This is a genomic window from Cedecea sp. NFIX57 (genome assembly GCF_900177785.1).
GTDB lineage: Bacteria > Pseudomonadota > Gammaproteobacteria > Enterobacterales > Enterobacteriaceae > Cedecea > Cedecea neteri_C.
In genome coordinates, this window is record NZ_FXAS01000005.1 from 147,128 (window position 1) to 164,602 (window position 17,475).

General features: G+C 46.7%; 15 protein-coding genes. All 15 read right to left on the reverse strand.

The window, feature by feature from the left end; all coding sequences use genetic code 11:
- Positions 1-3 precede the first annotated feature (3 nt).
- A complete protein-coding gene (locus tag B9Y90_RS05795) occupies positions 4-879 on the reverse strand; it encodes a glycosyltransferase family 2 protein (protein ID WP_085540533.1) in 876 nt (291 codons plus the stop codon).
- The gene (locus tag B9Y90_RS05800; RefSeq protein WP_085540534.1) at positions 867-2,189 is read right to left on the reverse strand and encodes an O-antigen polymerase; all 1,323 of its coding nucleotides are present in this window, start codon (positions 2,187-2,189) and stop codon (positions 867-869) included. Before B9Y90_RS05800 ends, B9Y90_RS05795 begins: the two co-directional genes overlap by 13 nt.
- A gap of 101 nt (positions 2,190-2,290) precedes the next feature.
- The gene (locus B9Y90_RS05805) at positions 2,291-3,550 is read right to left on the reverse strand and encodes an O-antigen translocase (protein WP_085540535.1); all 1,260 of its coding nucleotides are present in this window, start codon (positions 3,548-3,550) and stop codon (positions 2,291-2,293) included.
- Complete coding sequence (locus B9Y90_RS05810; protein WP_085540536.1) at positions 3,547-4,650, reverse strand: DegT/DnrJ/EryC1/StrS family aminotransferase; 1,104 nt, start codon at positions 4,648-4,650, stop codon at positions 3,547-3,549. Before B9Y90_RS05810 ends, B9Y90_RS05805 begins: the two co-directional genes overlap by 4 nt.
- Entirely contained in the window at positions 4,643-5,191 is a 549-nt protein-coding gene (locus B9Y90_RS05815) for a GNAT family N-acetyltransferase (protein ID WP_085540537.1), read from the reverse strand. The genes B9Y90_RS05810 and B9Y90_RS05815 overlap by 8 nt, the downstream gene beginning before the upstream one ends.
- Complete coding sequence (locus tag B9Y90_RS05820; protein WP_085540538.1) at positions 5,178-5,585, reverse strand: sugar 3,4-ketoisomerase; 408 nt, start codon at positions 5,583-5,585, stop codon at positions 5,178-5,180. The genes B9Y90_RS05815 and B9Y90_RS05820 overlap by 14 nt, the downstream gene beginning before the upstream one ends.
- A gap of 5 nt (positions 5,586-5,590) precedes the next feature.
- On the reverse strand, positions 5,591-6,454 hold the full coding sequence (gene rfbA / locus B9Y90_RS05825; RefSeq protein WP_085540539.1) for a glucose-1-phosphate thymidylyltransferase RfbA: 864 nt from the start codon (positions 6,452-6,454) through the stop codon (positions 5,591-5,593).
- Complete coding sequence (rfbB, locus tag B9Y90_RS05830; protein WP_085540540.1) at positions 6,454-7,527, reverse strand: dTDP-glucose 4,6-dehydratase; 1,074 nt, start codon at positions 7,525-7,527, stop codon at positions 6,454-6,456. The genes rfbA and rfbB overlap by 1 nt, the downstream gene beginning before the upstream one ends.
- Before the next feature lie 396 nt (positions 7,528-7,923).
- Positions 7,924-8,823: a UTP--glucose-1-phosphate uridylyltransferase GalF gene (galF, locus tag B9Y90_RS05835; protein WP_039295152.1), complete on the reverse strand. Its 900-nt coding sequence runs from the start codon at positions 8,821-8,823 to the stop codon at positions 7,924-7,926.
- A gap of 174 nt (positions 8,824-8,997) precedes the next feature.
- Positions 8,998-10,422 carry a colanic acid biosynthesis protein WcaM gene (gene wcaM, locus B9Y90_RS05840; RefSeq protein ID WP_085540541.1) on the reverse strand — a complete coding sequence of 475 codons (1,425 nt, stop codon included), beginning with the start codon at positions 10,420-10,422 and terminating at the stop codon, positions 8,998-9,000.
- A 26-nt stretch (positions 10,423-10,448) separates the two neighbouring features.
- The gene (wcaL, locus tag B9Y90_RS05845; RefSeq protein ID WP_085540542.1) at positions 10,449-11,669 is read right to left on the reverse strand and encodes a colanic acid biosynthesis glycosyltransferase WcaL; all 1,221 of its coding nucleotides are present in this window, start codon (positions 11,667-11,669) and stop codon (positions 10,449-10,451) included.
- The gene (wcaK, locus tag B9Y90_RS05850; protein ID WP_085540543.1) at positions 11,666-12,946 is read right to left on the reverse strand and encodes a colanic acid biosynthesis pyruvyl transferase WcaK; all 1,281 of its coding nucleotides are present in this window, start codon (positions 12,944-12,946) and stop codon (positions 11,666-11,668) included. The genes wcaL and wcaK overlap by 4 nt, the downstream gene beginning before the upstream one ends.
- A 60-nt stretch (positions 12,947-13,006) precedes the next feature.
- The gene (locus B9Y90_RS05855) at positions 13,007-14,485 is read right to left on the reverse strand and encodes an MOP flippase family protein (protein ID WP_085540544.1); all 1,479 of its coding nucleotides are present in this window, start codon (positions 14,483-14,485) and stop codon (positions 13,007-13,009) included.
- A 12-nt stretch (positions 14,486-14,497) separates the two neighbouring features.
- Positions 14,498-15,892 (reverse strand): undecaprenyl-phosphate glucose phosphotransferase, encoded by a 1,395-nt coding sequence (gene wcaJ, locus B9Y90_RS05860; RefSeq protein WP_085540545.1) that lies wholly within the window; start codon positions 15,890-15,892, stop codon positions 14,498-14,500.
- Between the two features lie 147 nt (positions 15,893-16,039).
- Positions 16,040-17,410, reverse strand: a complete 1,371-nt coding sequence (gene cpsG, locus B9Y90_RS05865; protein ID WP_085540546.1) for a phosphomannomutase CpsG — start codon at positions 17,408-17,410, stop codon at positions 16,040-16,042.
- Between the last annotated feature and the right edge of the window lie 65 nt (positions 17,411-17,475).

Genomic DNA, 17,475 nt, shown 5'->3' on the forward strand with positions numbered 1-17,475 from the left:
GAATTATCTCCAGTCAAAAATCAAACGTAAAATCCCCAGATATAAGTATTTACTTTTAAATTTTAAAATAACTTTAGGCAAAAGTTTAATTGCATCAAATTTAGAGGTGCTTCCAAAATTCGAAAAGTGCTCTAGATAAATAAAGTCAAGAGCATCTTTGTAGTAATTCTCATCTTTGTACTCGTTCAATATCTTGATTTTTTCATTCATCATCATTTTGTATTTTGTATGTGTATTATTTGGATGAACTCGATATAACGTCAGTAGATGAGGCATAGTATATAGCCTAGCCCCTTTAGATAATAGTTTATGATACATCCAAATATCTTCAATCTTGACATCACCGGGCAGTTTTTTTATTGCCCGCATGAAAGATTGAGTCTTGTACATTTGAGTTGGTGAATAAAGCTTAATTCTATTGAAAAGAACATCTGTAAGAGACCAGCATTTAAACTCCACCAAAGGCAGCAATCCGTTTTTATTTATAGTGCTATCCGAATTGATCCTCAGCATATTCCCGAAACAACCATCAGCATCAGGTGTGCCACTCATAAATGAGACTTGTTTATGTAAACGATCTGAAAGCATTACATCGTCGCTTGCAAAGAAAATAACATACTCACCGCTAAGGTGTGCCAATCCTTCGTTTATTCCGCCTGAAACACCTTTATTAGCAGGTAATTTCACAACTGAAACTAGCTCATTGTCGGAGTATTTATCAAGTATTGCATGTGTATTATCAGTTGAATTATTGTCGATTATAATGATTTCGAAATTTTTATAACGTTGACACAAAATACTTTCAATACATTCTTCAATATATACTGCATGGTTAAAAGAAATAATAACAACTGATACCTTCCCTGCTACATATGGCATTTTTTAATTCCTTTATCAAAAAGACGGGCACACAAAAAAATTATAAATACAAGTATCAATTGAGTATTAAACAACATAGCATTAAAACTGCTTAATAAGGATGTTACAGATATAGCAAAAAAAGCATAAAAACCTAAAACCAATTCGGTTTTTATTGTAGAACGAAAATACCTACAGATTAAAGCATTAACAACGCCTCCATATATAGCACCGAGAATCACGCCAAGATACCCAAAGTTTGAATATGATTCATGTGAGAAAAATCCGTTGACATTCCACCCTCCATTTTTGGCCATAACAGGAAGATAGTAGTACATAAACAATTCTGATGCTCGTATACCTGGAGTTATACCAAATAATTTATTGAATACATTGTCAAGCGTTGACATACCTAAAAATTGGTGTTGAGTGAAATAATCAGCAGCATAGAACACCGATATTTCCTGTGCAACAAATATACGTTCAATAATAATATAAAGCATATAATTAGAATCAGAAAACTGGAAGAGCACTATATATAACATTAATATTATTAAAAAAATAATCAAGCCGAGAAACAACATCACCTTCTTTTTTACTGGCCTTACCGTCGAATATGATACAATTAAACCGATTATATAAAAGATTAATGGTGCCTTCTCTCCATTTAACGATAATGAAAAAATGCTAATTAATGTGGTAAATAAAAAAGCAATTAAAGTATTTTTTTTCTTTCTTATTGAATATCTAATCAAATAACAATAAGAAACTATACAAGGTAAAACTAAAGCCAATGTTTTAAAATATCCAATACCTTGATAGTCTTTTGTTATTTCTAGTCTTCTTAAAGAAACAATATCTGAAGAAGCCCCTGTTAGAGCCATCATTAATGGTGCTGGCGATATTGTGGAATAATAATATATTATCAACAATAAAGATGTTACTGTTATTCCACAAAGAAGAAGACTTGGTGTTTCCCTGGTATATCGTAATGAAAACTCCGCCCATCTAACGTTAGGATCAATTTTTTTCCGGCTGACGAGAGTGATGAAAATTTCTGTAAACCAACATGCATAAAAAAACACAAAGAAAGAAAATATTGTGATTAGTAACCCTACGGTCTTAACAGCGTGATTATTAGCTATTGGCTGGACAAAAAATGTATTGTCCATTATTCCACTTCTAATAATAAAGGCACCTACAACGCAAAATATCATAGGAAACCAAAAAAGCAGTGTATAATAGTTCACCGTCTTAAAGTTTAATGCGCCCAAATAAAAAGCAGGGATAAAGGTTAATATAAGAAACAACAAACCAAGAATTATATCCATAAACCATCGCTCATCTTAATTACAAAGATCAATTCTTGAACATGAATGTAAAAATTCATATTTTAAATAAATCTGTATATTAACATTGAAACAATCCAAACTTAGATAGCTCGTTTTACGAGCTTATTTAAATTTAAATATACAAATATAAAATAAAAGCAATAATTTACCAAGTATCCTAAGTTTGCGCCTTGCATTCCTAACCTTGAAATAAAAAGCCAACTTAGCAAGACAAGTGTAAAAGAAAAAAATATTTCCGTTAGCGTGAAAATCTTAATTGCACCTTTTGCTATCATCGGGAATGCATATAACCAAGAAATTATTTTTATAACATCACCAATCAACTGAATAGCAAAGATATCCCTGGCTTTTTCAAAATCAGAAGTAAACAAAACAGTAATTATAAAATCTCGTAGAACGTATATAGACAAAGATAGGAAAATAACTATAGGCACAATAATCCTGAGCGCCCCGTTAATTTCGTCTTTTATTTCTTTATGTGTTTTTAACCTTGCAAGTTGGGGAAGATAATATGTCGTCAATGCCATTGTGATAACTGCTAAGTATACCTCAGAAATTTTCCAAACGGCTTGCCATTGCCCAGCAGCATCCCAACCTGTATATCTAATTAATAAATTCCTGACACATACTAACGCAATTGGTGTAGCAAGCGCTGATGTAGCAGCCATCAAAACATAACCCCCAATTCCCTTTCTACTTGCTGTATCTGAGCGACCAATCCATAACCGAACTTTAAACCATGGCTCACGAACTGACACAAAAAAAACAATAACCCCAGCAATAGAAGTATTAAGTGCAGCGGCAATTAACGCACCATTTAGCTTCATATGATAAATCATTATAGCCATAATGGTTGTCGATACAATTATAGAGAAAAAGCCTACAGCGACATATTTTCTATATTTCTGACATCCATTTATAACTGAAATAAAAGCCGTATTAACAACCGAAAGGGGAAGCACAAAACAACATAAAGTGATCAGCCACGAATATTCTGTTGTATTGAATAAAAATGTCGAAAGTTTTTTATTAAATAAAAAAGCAAAAATAATTGTAATGAATGTGAGTCCAAATGCCCATTGGACTGATGCTTGCCACCATCTTGCACAAGCACCATAACCATTCGAGTTGTTTTCTGCCGTATATCTTACAACGCCGTTTCCCACAGGAGCAGTTGCAATCCCATTCAATGCGGTAACAAAACTTTGTAATTGACCAAGCATCGCCATACCTGATGGGCCGGTATAAACAGCAACTATTTTTGCAATAAAAAAACCCGCTAACATTTTAAAAAATGTCAATACTGCAGTGAAAACTGTAACGGTAAACAGCTTTCTCATGAACCAAACTCATTTACTGCCGAAACAACCTGATTTATTTCTACGTCGCTCATGTTAGGGTCCATTGGCAAAGAAAGTACTTCACTATGGATCGCTTCAGTTACTGGTAGAGTATAGTGGCTCAATGATGTATAAGCTTTTTGCTTATGTGGTGGTATTGGGTAATGAATTAAAGTCTGAATACCTTTTTCAGATAAATGTTTTTGCAATAAATCTCTATTTTTCGCTCTTACAACAAACAAATGCCATACATGTTGTTTCATATCCTGAATTTTTGGAAGAATAACTTGTGTCGTTCTTATGTTGTCAAGATATACACTTGCTATATGTCGTCTTAGTTCAATTTCTTTGTTCAGATATTTTAATTTTACCTGCAACATTGCAGCTTGAATTTCGTCCAGTCGACTATTGTAGCCAATATAATTATTTTCGTATTTTTTATGAGATCCATAATTACGCAACGCTTTTAGGACATCAGCTAATTCAGGATCATCAGTTGTTATCATCCCAGCATCCCCGAGCGCACCTAAATTCTTACCTGGATAAAAGCTAAACCCAGAAGCATCTCCCCAGCTACCTGCTTTCTTCCCATCGATCTCAGCACCGTGCGCCTGCGCCGAATCCTCAAGGACTAAGATATTTTTGTCCCGAGCGAAACGCATGATCTCTTTCATTGGCGCAATCTGACCATATAGATGCACCGGGAGAATGGCTTTTACCCCCTCTTCCCATGCATTTTTCAATCCCTCATAATCCATGTTGAAAGTTTGATCGTTGGGTTCGACTAGTACAGGAACGAGTTCATTCTGTGTTATAGCCATAATGGATGCGATATAAGTATTAGCTGGCACCATTACCTTATCATTGGTTTTAAGCCTCCCCATTTCCTTCCATGCTCGGAGGACAAGGATAAGCGCATCTAATCCATTAGCAACGCCTATTGAGTATTTAGAACCACAGTATTCAGCAAAATCAATCTCGAATGATTCAAGTTCGTTGCCTTGTATGTACCATCCAGAATCAATCACTCTCGAACATGCAAGTTTAAGTTCATCACTATATGTTTCATTCAGTTTTTTTAAATCGAGAAAATTAACCATTTTGCACCAGATATTTTTTATAGCTGTCTTTTATAGCACTGAAGGTGTTTTTTTCGTAGACAAAAAATAGGTCTACGTCATTGCTAGACACTTCAGTTGCACCTAATTTTTTATGAAACTCTATAACTTTTTCATTACCACGTCGAACATCAAAGTGAGACTGCATAAATCCCAAGCGTTCAAAAGCTAATAAATATACCAGCAAAGCACTCTCTAAAGCAGAGGAACGTGTTTTGTTTTCATCAAGTATCCAACTCCCCCAGCAAAAAGATTTATCCTTTTCACGAAAATCGTACAACCTTACTGTGCCAATAGGTTGGTCAGTATCACTCCGAATTATTATAAAATAATACTCACTACCATTCACTTCTCTTAATTTATAATCAGACAACCATTTTCTTTGGTCTTCAATTTTTCCCGTTGTGGTAGAGAGATGCTTGTTAAAATGTTCATTGGTTCTTAATTGGTGAATGAAAGCAGCATCATTAACAGTTGCCAAGCGCATATATATTGTTCGTGATTCCAATTTATTCACATTCATTATGAACATACCTTAAGAAATCATTATAATTACGAATATAGTCATTTTCATCGTAATGTTCACTGGCTAAAACCATTAATATACAATCAGGGGTAAAATCTTTCATCTCACGCCAGACAACTGAATTAATAAGCAGCCCTTGAGCCGGGTTGTCTAGAATAACCTCTACTCTATCTTTGCCATCATCAAGAACAAAACAACAGGAACCGCGAATGACAATTGCTACTTGTTTTAAAGCCTTATGGGCATGATAGCCACGTGTTACATTTTTGCACGTATCAAACATGTAATATACACGCTTAATTTCAAATGGTATATTCGCTGATTCTTCAAGAGCAATTAAAGAACCACGCTCATCACCATGCATCTGAAGCGGAATAAATTCTATTTTCATTTTTATTACTTAATTAGCTTTAATAAATACTGACCATAATGATTTTTCTTCAGCAGCGCTCCACGGCTTTTAATTTCCGCATCACTTAACCAACCATTACGCCATGCAATCTCTTCCGGGCAGGCAACCATCATCCCCTGCCTTTTCTGTACGGTTTCAACAAAGCTGCCAGCTTCAATCAAGCTGTCGTGCGTGCCGGTATCTAACCATGCGAATCCACGCCCAAGCTGCTCAACATTCAATTGCCCACGCTTTAGGTATTCATCGTTAATTGAGGTTATTTCTAACTCACCACGTTCAGAGGGTTTTACATTTTTTGCAATGTCAATGACCGAGTTATCGTAGAAGTACAGTCCGGTAACAGCCCAGTGAGATTTAGGCTCAGCGGGTTTTTCTTCTATAGAAATGGCTTTGTTATTTTCATCAAATTCGACCACGCCAAAACGCTCAGGATCCATTACCTGGTAACCAAAGACAGTTGCGCCTGTTTCACGTTGCGCCACTGCTTTTAATTTAGGACTGAAACCTTGCCCAAAGAAAATATTATCACCGAGCACAAGGCAAACTGAATCATTGCCGATAAATTTCTCGCCAATAATAAACGCCTGCGCTAAGCCATCCGGGGTAGGCTGGATTTCATACGTCAGGTTAATTCCCAACGCACTGCCATCACCCAATAACCGAATAAAGCTGTCCTGATCTTCCGGGGTCGTGATAATCAGAATGTCACGAATTCCCGCCAGCATAAGTACTGACAGCGGATAATAAATCATTGGCTTGTCATAAATTGGGAGTAACTGCTTAGAGACGCCCATCGTTATTGGATACAAACGAGTGCCGGATCCTCCGGCCAGAATGATACCTTTCATTATTCTAGTCCTAAACGCTCACGTTGATAGCTGCCATCCTGCACACGCTGGCACCAGTTTTGGTTTGCCAGATACCAGTTGATCGTTTTACGGATCCCCGACTCAAACGTTTCCTGAGGTTTCCATCCCAACTCGCGGGAAATTTTGTCGGCGTCGATAGCATAGCGACGATCGTGCCCAGGCCGATCGGTCACGTAGGTGATTTGATCGCGATAAGTCCCTTCTTTAGGCACAATTTCATCCAACAAATCACAAATGGTATGCACAACTTCGAGGTTTTTCTTCTCGTTGTGACCGCCGATATTGTACGTCTCACCGACGTTACCTTGAGTCACAACGGTGTAAAGCGCGCGGGCATGGTCTTCAACATAGAGCCAGTCACGGATCTGGTCACCTTTGCCGTAAATCGGCAGGGGCTTCCCTTCCAACGCATTCAGGATAACAAGTGGGATCAATTTCTCAGGGAAATGGTATGGCCCGTAATTATTTGAACAATTGGTAACAACAGTCGGTAAACCATAAGTGCGCAGCCAGGCGCGAACCAGGTGGTCGCTGGAAGCTTTAGAAGCAGAATATGGGCTGCTTGGCGCATACGCCGTCGTTTCCGTAAACAGGGGTAATCCTTCGCCCTGCTCAACTTCATCAGGATGCGGCAGGTCGCCATACACTTCATCAGTAGAGATGTGATGGAAACGAAAGCTATTCTTCTTCTCCGCTGTTAATCCAGACCAATAGTGACGCGCGGCTTCAAGTAAAACGTAGGTACCAACAATATTGGTCTCAATAAATGCTGCCGGTCCAGTAATAGAGCGATCGACATGGCTCTCTGCGGCCAAATGCATGATGGCATCTGGTTGGTGCTCTTCAAGGATCTGCTTGATTGCTGCGGCATCGCAGATATCCGCCTGGACGAAATGGTAACGCTCATTTGCGGCAACATCGGCCAATGACTCGAGATTACCGGCATAGGTCAACTTATCAACATTGACGACGCTGTCCTGACTATTATCAATAATATGGCGAACAACGGCTGAGCCAATAAACCCGGCACCGCCGGTAACAAGGATTTTCACTGTGCAGTCTCTCTATAATCTTGTCATTTCATTCAGGGGAACGGCTCCCTGATTTGAATATATTTGAGATATATCTTAATGGCAGATACTTGCTATGGCTGAATTTTAGCCACGCTACCGCCCCTGGCTCAACAGCTACCAGCACACTGTAAACATAGGCAATAGGCGTACCTTCCGGTACGGCATCTAAGAAATCGCCACAATTTTATATTTCATACTGCAATTCTCAAGGAAGATCTTCGGTCTGTACAAGCCACCAAAAAGATGATAACACCTTGAAAAACATAATCATTAACAAAGCAAAAACGGCGGCTCACCATTCAACGTCTACCATAGACTGAACGCGATGCCACCGTTAGATGCGCTCTCCTCCATGACAGCGACTTAAAACAGAACTTATGCTTTAGCTAGCAGCTTCTGAATACTTTCGCGAAACTTTTGGCCTTCCTTGTGGTTGCGCAGCCCGTACTGGACGAACGCCTGCATATAGCCCATTTTTTTACCACAGTCGTAGCTCTCGCCGGTCATCTGCATCACTTCCACCGGCTGAGTTTCGTTCAGCACCGCGATAGCATCGGTTAGCTGAATACGTCCCCATGCGCCCGGTTCTGTTTTTTCCAATAATGGCCAGATATCAGCTGAAAGAACATAGCGCCCTACTGCGGCAAGATCGGAGTCCAGCGTTTGCGGCTGATCGGGTTTTTCAACAAATTCAACTACCCGGCTCACCTGCCCTTCATTCTGCAAAGGCTCCTGAGTGGTGATCACTGAATACGCCGCCAGATCTTCATTTGGCATATGTTTAGCCAGCACCTGAGTACGACCGGTTTCATTGAACCGAGCGACCATGGCCGCCAGGTTATAGCGCAGCGGATCGGCAGTAGCGCCATCAAGCACCACATCCGGCAGCACCACAACAAATGGACTGTTGCCAATGATAGGCTGTGCGCAAAGGATAGAGTGCCCCAGCCCAAGCGGTTGGGCCTGACGAACGTTCATGATGGTGACGCCTGGCGGGCAAATAGACTGGACTTCAGCCAGCAGCTGACGCTTGACGCGCTGCTCAAGCAGGGCTTCCAGCTCGTATGATGTGTCGAAATGGTTTTCAACAGCATTCTTGGAAGAGTGGGTTACCAGCACGATTTCTTTGATGCCAGCGGCAACAATTTCGTCGACGATGTACTGGATCATCGGCTTATCAACGATAGGCAGCATCTCTTTAGGAATCGCCTTCGTTGCAGGCAGCATATGCATGCCTAAACCAGCGACCGGGATAACTGCTTTTAAATTAGTCATTCTTAGTCCCACCTCTAAATGGTTGGAAGATTATAGTCTTTTCGTGCTCTGATGCCAGCATGAATTTATTAAACGAATGATTCATGCTAACGCCATAGAAGTGTCAACGAAATATGTAAACGCTGCTATTTCAGCCTCTGTTGACTCAGAATTGTCGTAAAAGGGGTTGCATTATTATTTGCTTACCCTTGCGAGCGTAAAATTAAGATGTTCACCGTTGACGTGAAGCTGATCGATGCGGTCAATATCTACCGAGCTTTGCCCTCTTTCATTCACCGCATGAATATTCGCCAGCGACAGCAACGTGTCGTTTTTGGCCATAAACTTACCCCGCACATCCTTACGGAGGTCGAAGTTTAGCTTCAGGGCGGGCCCCGCCGTGGAAAGCTGCATCACATTGATATTACGCATAAAAAGATGCTGAGGTTTGTTATGAAACTCAAGCGAGGCGCGCTTGAGCGTGACATTGTTCAGTGCCACAAAAGAGGTTGCATTGCCGGATGAGATCTGAATGCCACGTAAAGGGCTACTCAGTTCGCTATTATCGAGTTTAATATCGCTTAGCTTAAAGTTTTGCGGAATCGACAGGTAATTGCCCTTAATCACGCCATAACCAATCAACATCCCGGCGCTGTTCACCATATCCACATCATCAATCACAAAGTTATCGCAGCCATATATTGCCACGGTCGCGTTATCAATCCCTGCGGTGCGGCTAAAGGTCGGATTAATATTACGCGCTTTTACGTTACGAATAACGAAATGCTTCCCATTCTCAACATGAACTAATTGTCGACAGTTACTGCCGGTGATATTCGCCACCACAAAGTTTTTTACCGCCTGATCTTCGGGATAATTATTGTCATATGTGCTGCCCGCCAGCCCGATACCTATTCCCCAGTTAATCTTTCCATTCGTACAGTTAATGTTGTCGATAACGTGGTCAGAAATCAGCAGGTCGTGGTCGTTGATCGCCACGTTCCACTCGATAGCATCTCCCTGCAGATGGCTGAAGTGACCATTGGTGATACGCACATTCTCCATGCGGTTGTGAAACCCCTGCCGCAGGATGGCGTAGTTGGCATCATGTACCGTGATGTTGTCGATGGTCAGATTGCGCATAGTCCGGTTATCTTTCCCGCCAATGTAAATCTGCGCCACATTGACAAACCCGCTCATATCTATGCCCCTGATCGTGCAGTCGGATCCCCTCACATCCAGCGTGATATTGTTAAACCGCCCTTTTCCCTCCCCGACTATCTGGCAGCTATCCTGCAGTACAAATCGCCCTTTGCCGTTGCCTTTCAGCCCACCGGCCACATGCAGCGTTTTCCCCTGCGGCATAAAAATGGCGGTATTAATGCTGTCGCAGACAACGTCTGCCGGGACTTCAACGACATCCGCTGCGGCAAATGCCTGGTTAAACGCGGCTATCCAGTCGGTTTGATAGAAATCTTTGACGTTGACCTGGGCGCTCCGGCCAGCGGCCTTTACCGTGCCCGGAATAAGGGATACCGCTGCCATCGCAGAGCCCGCGGTCAGCAGCTTACGGCGAGACAGTAAAAAGGGAACATGTTTCAGTGGCTTGCTTTTCAACATAAGTCCTCAGCATAAGATTCAGTGAGTTATAGCGTCTGAAGCTGACGGGCAAGCTGCTGGTAGATAACCTGCTGATTGAACTGGCCGGCGACTTTCTCTCTGGCCCGAGTCAGCATCAACTGCAGGTCGCTTTCTGACACGGAAGCGGCAGCCTGTAGCGTGTCGGCAAGGGCAAACGAGTCCTTTTCCGGTACCAGCCAGCCCGACTCATCCGCGTCGATAAGTTCAGGAATACCGCTATGCACAGTGGACACAACGGGAATACCAACCGCCATCGCCTCCATCAGCGCCACAGGAATGCCCTCCATGTCCCCATCCTCCCCCGTGACCGACGGAAGCAAGAACAGGTCGGCCTGGTCCAGCATCGCTTTCACTTCATGACTCGGCTTAAAACCCGGCATAAAGACGACGTCTTCCAGCTGCAGCTGCTCAATCAGCGTCTTCAGACGACGCTCCCAGGAGCCAATACCCAAAATGTTGTAGCGAAATGCCACGCCGCGCGCCTTTAACAGGCGGCAGGCTTCAATGGCAAAATGTAACCCTTTCTTTTCCGTCAGGCGCGCCACCGAGATTATCTCCAGCGGCGAACCCGGCGTTTTCATGGGCCTTAAAGAAAACTTATCCATATCCACGCCCATCCGGGATACCGAGATTTTACTCTCCGGGCAGCCCATGCTCTTCAGGCGGCTGGCCCAGAGATTACTGATGGGCAACATTAAGTCCCCACGCTCAAACAGCTGCCTGTATTCCGGCGTATAGTGAGCCAGCGCATCCCGGTGCGAGATATCAATGCCGTGGAACACGGTGGCAATTTTGCCGTTGAGCACGCCAAGTTCTTTCAGCTTGGCGGCAGTCACGCCCGCCGGGCCAAAGTGTGCGATAAAAACGTCGGCCTCAAGCGGCCGTTTCTGCCGTCCGCAAATCGAGGACAGGATCAGATTGCGGGCTTCATCACCATAACGACCCGAATTCAAGGCTCGCCACGTACTGCGGCGTAAAATACCCCGTAAGGTATTGAGTGCCCGCGTTTTCAGCTTCGCGACTTTACCTTCTGGTTCTTCGAGCAACCAGACGGTTTTTTCCGAAAGCCCGTAGCTTTTAAACGCCGCATGGGTATTGGTGAGATCGCCTTTTTGCAGGGCAACAATCTCAACCTCGTGGCCCATGTCGATAAAAGCGGTGATCTGATTCAGCACAAAGGTTTCCGACGCCAGCGGAAACTTCAGCAGGAAGAAACCAACCTTCATTTCTCCCCCTTAACTCGCTCAAGCACCGACTCCACCATTTTCATGCCGTTTGCACGCTCAGCGCTCACTGCCGCCGTAAGACGCTGGTTAATCGCTGGCAATTGCCCCAGAACATCCGCCACTACGCCCTGCAAAGAGCCGTCCAGCAACTGGCGAATATCGATAGCCATTTCAGGCATCCCCAACTGCTGCATGATGCCCGCAGATTTGTGTTCATAGTTGATGGCGATAGCCGGCGTACCGAAGTTCATCGAAATAATGGCGGAGTGGAGACGCGTGCCCACCGTCAGCTCACAGGCAGCAAAAATTTTGCCCATTTCAAGATCGTTAAGCTCATCCATCACGACGTGGTAGTCGTCGGGCTGGTTGATGTACTGGCGGATATTAAGCGCCACCATGCGGTCATCTTTGTTATAGCTGTCAATGCCGGTACAGGTGGAGAGCGCCAACACCTGATAGCCCTGTTCAATGGTGCGGTTCACCACTTCGGCAAAGGCCTTCTCGTAAGCTTCCTGGGTGGTGCCCAGCCGCTTATCAAACGGCGCCAGTTCACGCAGCGTAATGGCCACGGTTTTCTTGCCCTCTACCACGCCGAGCCAGTGTTTGACCGCGTAACCCGGCACAAAATCCTCTTTATGCTGCGCCACCAGCCACGCCGTATCGACCCCTTGTTCGACCTTGCTGGTGTCGATTTGACTTTGTTTCATCAATTCCAGGCTCACGGTTTCACGCAGAATAAGGGACCTGGCGTGACCGAAGACATAGTTCGCCAGTTGGTTAAACTGCGGCTCCTGGAACGGGCCCACGCTATGCCCGACCATATAAACCGGCTTACGCGCCATAAAGCTGCACAGCGCATGCTCAAACTGGGTAACGCCATACAGATCGACAAAGAAAGAGCCGCCCACCTGAATAATCGCGTCGTATTCCTGCAGGGATTTCACAAAATCAATAAACCCCTGCGGGATAGCGATATTGCGCAGCCGCCCGGTGTTGGTTGCTTTCGCCACCAGCACATGATGCTGATATTTACGGCGCAGGACTTTTTTCACCCGCCCGACCAGCCCGGCAGCGTTGTTATACCGCTTCATTTGCTTGTAGAGCCCGTCGCCCAGCACCGGGCGACCCAGCAGCCAGGCAGAACTGACCGGATAGCGACTCATCACATCCACATGAATGCTGTCATCAAGCGTGGTGATGGCATCAATCAATCCGCGCAAAATCGCGCTATCACCACGGTTGCCGCAAGTATGGTTGCCAAGAATAAGTAACTTCATATTGACCTCTATATTTATGACGAAACGGGAAAAAGAATGTTTTTTACCGCTTCATTGTTCTTAGCCAGCGCGGAGCAACGCTTTCAAACGTTCGCTTCGGCAAAACTGCTGCTTCAGTTCAACAATCAGCGCATTGCGGGACAAAATAATCATCACCATAAAAGCCGCAGCCCCGGCCGCTACCTGTACGCCAAGCAAGGCCGCCAGCGGGAGATGCCCGTTGAGCGCCACGCCAAGTCCGGCGCTGACAATCAGCGTGGGAAGCGACAGATAAAAAGGCAGCCAGATGCTAAGGATGTATTCCCGGTAGCTGGAGCCCAGTACCGGCTTGATCATGATGAAATAGCTGAGAACGGTGTTAACCACCTGAACAAACAGGAAACCTAGCGTGACGCCGAGCGCGCCGCCGATCTGGCCGCCGACAATAATCGCCGGAATAAACAGGCAGGTTTTAAACACGTTGAACTTAAAGCTGATGTCCACGCGCGCTTTCGCCATCAGCAGTGACCCGATCGGATTCCCAATGGAACGCAGCAGGCCAACAACGCACAGTAGCTGCAGAATTGGTGTGATGAACTGCCATTTTTCCCCAAACACCAGCGGAACGAAGTTATTGGAGACCACCATCAGCCCCAGCAGCGCCGGGAAGTTAATGATGCCGACAATCGACAGCAGCTTGTAAAAGTTCACCCGCAGCTTCGCGGTGTCGTCCTGAATCTTGGCAAACGCCGGGAAAAGCACGCGGGTGATGATCGGGTTGAGCTTCATCGGCGGGACAACGGCCACGTTATAGGCCAGGTTATAGCCCCCGGCGACGCTGGCGCCGAGAATACGCGCCAACACCAGCGTGGAAAGGTTAGTGTTGACGTAGTTGATCACGCTGTCGGCAGTCAGCCAGGCACCAAATTTCAGGTTTGCACTGACTGATTTCAGCGAGAAATGGAAACCAGGGCGGTAAATCTTGCGCCCAAAGAAGCCAAACAGCGAGGTACGAACGACGGTATTCGCCAGGTAACCAATGATTGCCGTGATAGCAAACGGATAATACATTGCTGCCGCGACGGTAACGCTAAACCCCACCAGCACGGACACCGTCTCAATTGAGCCGATCTTTGAAAACTCCAGTTCCTTTTGCATCAGGGCGCGAAACTGCTGCCCGTGCGGGATAACAATAAACGCAAAGGCCAGCGTTTTAATCAGCGGCGACAGGTCCGGGTTATGCAGCACGCCGGCTATCACGCCACTCAGTAAAAACACCGCGATGCACACCACCACGCCCAGCCCGACGTTTAGCCAGTAGAGCGTGGTCAGCTCCAACTGGCTTATCTCTTTGCGCTGAATAATGGAATTGGCAATACCAAAATCGGACAGCGTATCGGCCAGGGCGATGATCACCAGCGACACCGTCAGCAGACCAAACTGATGGTTATCGATGGTTCTGGCCAGAATCGTCATCTGCGCCAGCCCCAAACCAATAATGATCACCGTTGCAATCGCGGACCACTTTGCGCCGCTGATGGTTTTTTCTCTCAGGCTCATGTTGGGTTCCGGTCAGTATGCCGCTTTGTTAACAAAGCCTTTGAAAACGGTCAGGAAAACAATCTTGATATCGAACCACAGGCTCCATTCGCGAATGTATTCCAGGTCGAATTCCACACGTTTTTCCATCTTGTCGAGGGTGTCCGTTTCCCCGCGCCAGCCGTTAATTTGCGCCCAGCCGGTAATGCCCGGTTTGACCTTGTGGCGCAGCATGTAGCCTTCTATTAACGCGCGATATTGCTCGTTATGGGCCACGGCATGGGGACGAGGACCGACGATAGACATGCCGCCAAGCAGCACGTTGATAAACTGCGGCAGTTCGTCGAGTGAGGTGCGGCGCAGGAAGCTGCCCACCGGGGTAATACGTGAATCCCCTTTCGTGGCCTGCACAACCACGGCGTCGTTTTCCATCACCTTCATGGAACGGAATTTCCACACTTTGATTGGCTTGCCGTCCATGCCGTAGCGCGTCTGGCGGAAAATAACCGGTCCGGGCGAAGTCAGCTTCACTGCCAGGCTGATGCAAAGCAGAACCGGGGAAATCAGCAGCAGAATAAAAGAGGAAAGCACGATATCTTCCAGCCGTTTGAGTACGCTGTTAAAGCCGCTCAAAGGCGTTTCAAACAGCGGCACAACCGGCACGCCGTTGACCTCTTCGGTTCGGGCATTCAGGATATTGAAGGTAAAGACATCGGGGATCAGCAGTACCGAACAGGTGGTATCCGCCAGCTCACTCACCAGCTTTTTAATGCGCGACTCGTGGCTCATTTCCATCGCGATATAGACTTTATCTATCTGACCGTTGCGGGCGTCGGTCACCAGCGTATTGAAGTTGCCAACGTAGCTAACCAGGGCGCCTGCGGGCGGCTCATCGTCATACACGCCAAGCACGTTAAAGCCGAGCCACGGTTCATTCTTGAAACTTTGTGCCAGCACCTGTCCGACCGGCAGAGAGCCAGCAATCGCCACGCGACGCGTATTAAAACCTTTGTTACGCAGCCAGCCTGCCGCAAAACGGATCCACGACCGGCAGAGAACCATCCCCACACCGGTCAACGCATACCAGGCCAGGTACACCCAGAAAGAGCCATCAAAATCGCTGTTAAACGCCAGCAGCCCGGCGCTGAAAACCACGCTCAGAGTCCAGTTTTGCAGCAGCAGGAACAGCTCGCTGGAGATTTTCACCCCACGCCATGAACGATAAAAGTCCGTCATCCCGCCGATCATCTGAAACACAACGAGGGTCAATAAAGCCATCAGCAAATGCATATAGAGAAAGGGCAAAGCGTTAGCTTTGCAAACCATCCATAGCCCGGCAAACATGATGCTGATGTCAGAAAAACGTTGCACCATAGAGATCAACGATGCGTTGGTTTTTGGCAGCTCTCGCTTTTTTAGATTTGTCATCGTTTTACCTTAGAAAGTTGTCGCATCGGTGTTTTCCCCCTCACCCTGGCCCTCTCCCTCAAAGGGAGAGGGGACTGTCCGGACTTCCCCCTCTCCCCTTTGGGGAGAGGGTTGGGGTGAGGGGCCAAAACCTCTGAATACGGCAGATTATTGGTTCAGCAACGCCATAATCTCCTGCGTTCGCGCCTGCATCAGCGCCTCATCCCCCCGTGACTCCACGTTCAGGCGCACCACCGGCTCGGTGTTAGAGCTGCGCAGGTTGAAACGCCAGTCGCCAAACGCCATGCTAATGCCATCCGTGTGGTCAATCTCTTCCGCGTGTGGGCCAAAATGCGCGCGTACCCGCTCTATCGCCTCTGCCGGGGTTTTCAGCTTGCTGTTGATTTCGCCGCTTGCCGGCCACGCCGCCATGCGATCCTCCACCAGTTCACCCAGCGTTTTACCCTTCAGGCACAGCAGCTCGGTCACCAGCAGCCACGGGATCATCCCGCTGTCGCAGTAGGCAAAGTCACGGAAATAGTGATGCGCGCTCATCTCCCCGCCGTAAATCGCATCCTCTTCACGCATACGCTCCTTGATAAACGCATGCCCGGTTTTCGACATCACCGGCTGGCCACCCGCACGCTCGACAATATCGACCGTGTTCCACGCCAGGCGCGGGTCGTGAATGATTTTCGCCCCAGGCTGTTTTTCGAGGAACGCCGCCGCCAGCAGGCCGACGATGTAGTAGCCCTCGATAAACCGCCCTTTCTCGTCGAACAGGAAGCAGCGGTCAAAATCCCCGTCAAAGGCAATGCCCATATCAGCCCCGTGCGCAATCACCGCGTCGCGGGTATCGGCGCGGCACTCCGGCAACAGCGGGTTAGGGATCCCGTTCGGGAAATTGCCGTCCGGCGTGTTGTGCACCTTCACAAACGTCAGTGGGACATTAAGCGCCTTAAAGCGGGCTTCGATGGCGTCCACGATCGGGCCTGCCGCGCCATTGCCGGAGTTGACCACCAGCTTCAGCGGTTTGATGTGGCTGACGTTGATATAGGAGAAAAGATGGTCGAGATAAGCGTCCACCACCGACACTTTCTGATAGCTGCCGCGCGCCGCCTCATTCACCGGCGGGAAGTCGTTGGCTTCCGCCAGCCGCTGCACGTCACGCAGGCCGGTGTCGCCGCTGATGGGGCGGGCGCCCTGGCGCACCAGCTTCATGCCGTTGTAGTCCATCGGGTTATGGCTGGCGGTCACTTCGATCCCGCCGTCCACGTTCAGGTGCCAGGTGGCAAAGTAAATCTCTTCGGTGCCGGACAGGCCGATATCCAGCACGTCCACGCCCGCATCCTGCAGGCCCCGCGCCAGCGCCTGTTTCAGCGATTCACTGGTCAGGCGTACGTCGCCGCCCAGCACGATGGTTTTCGGCTTCAGGTACTCACCGTAGGCGCGGCCGATGCGCCAGGCGATGTCTTCATTCAGTTCGTCGCCCAGGCGACCGCGGATGTCATAAGCTTTAAAACAGGTCAGTTGCTGCATGATTTCGCTCCTTCGGGCAACAGTTACCCAACCCACGGGTTCTTGGCCCGTGGAGCATGTTTTTT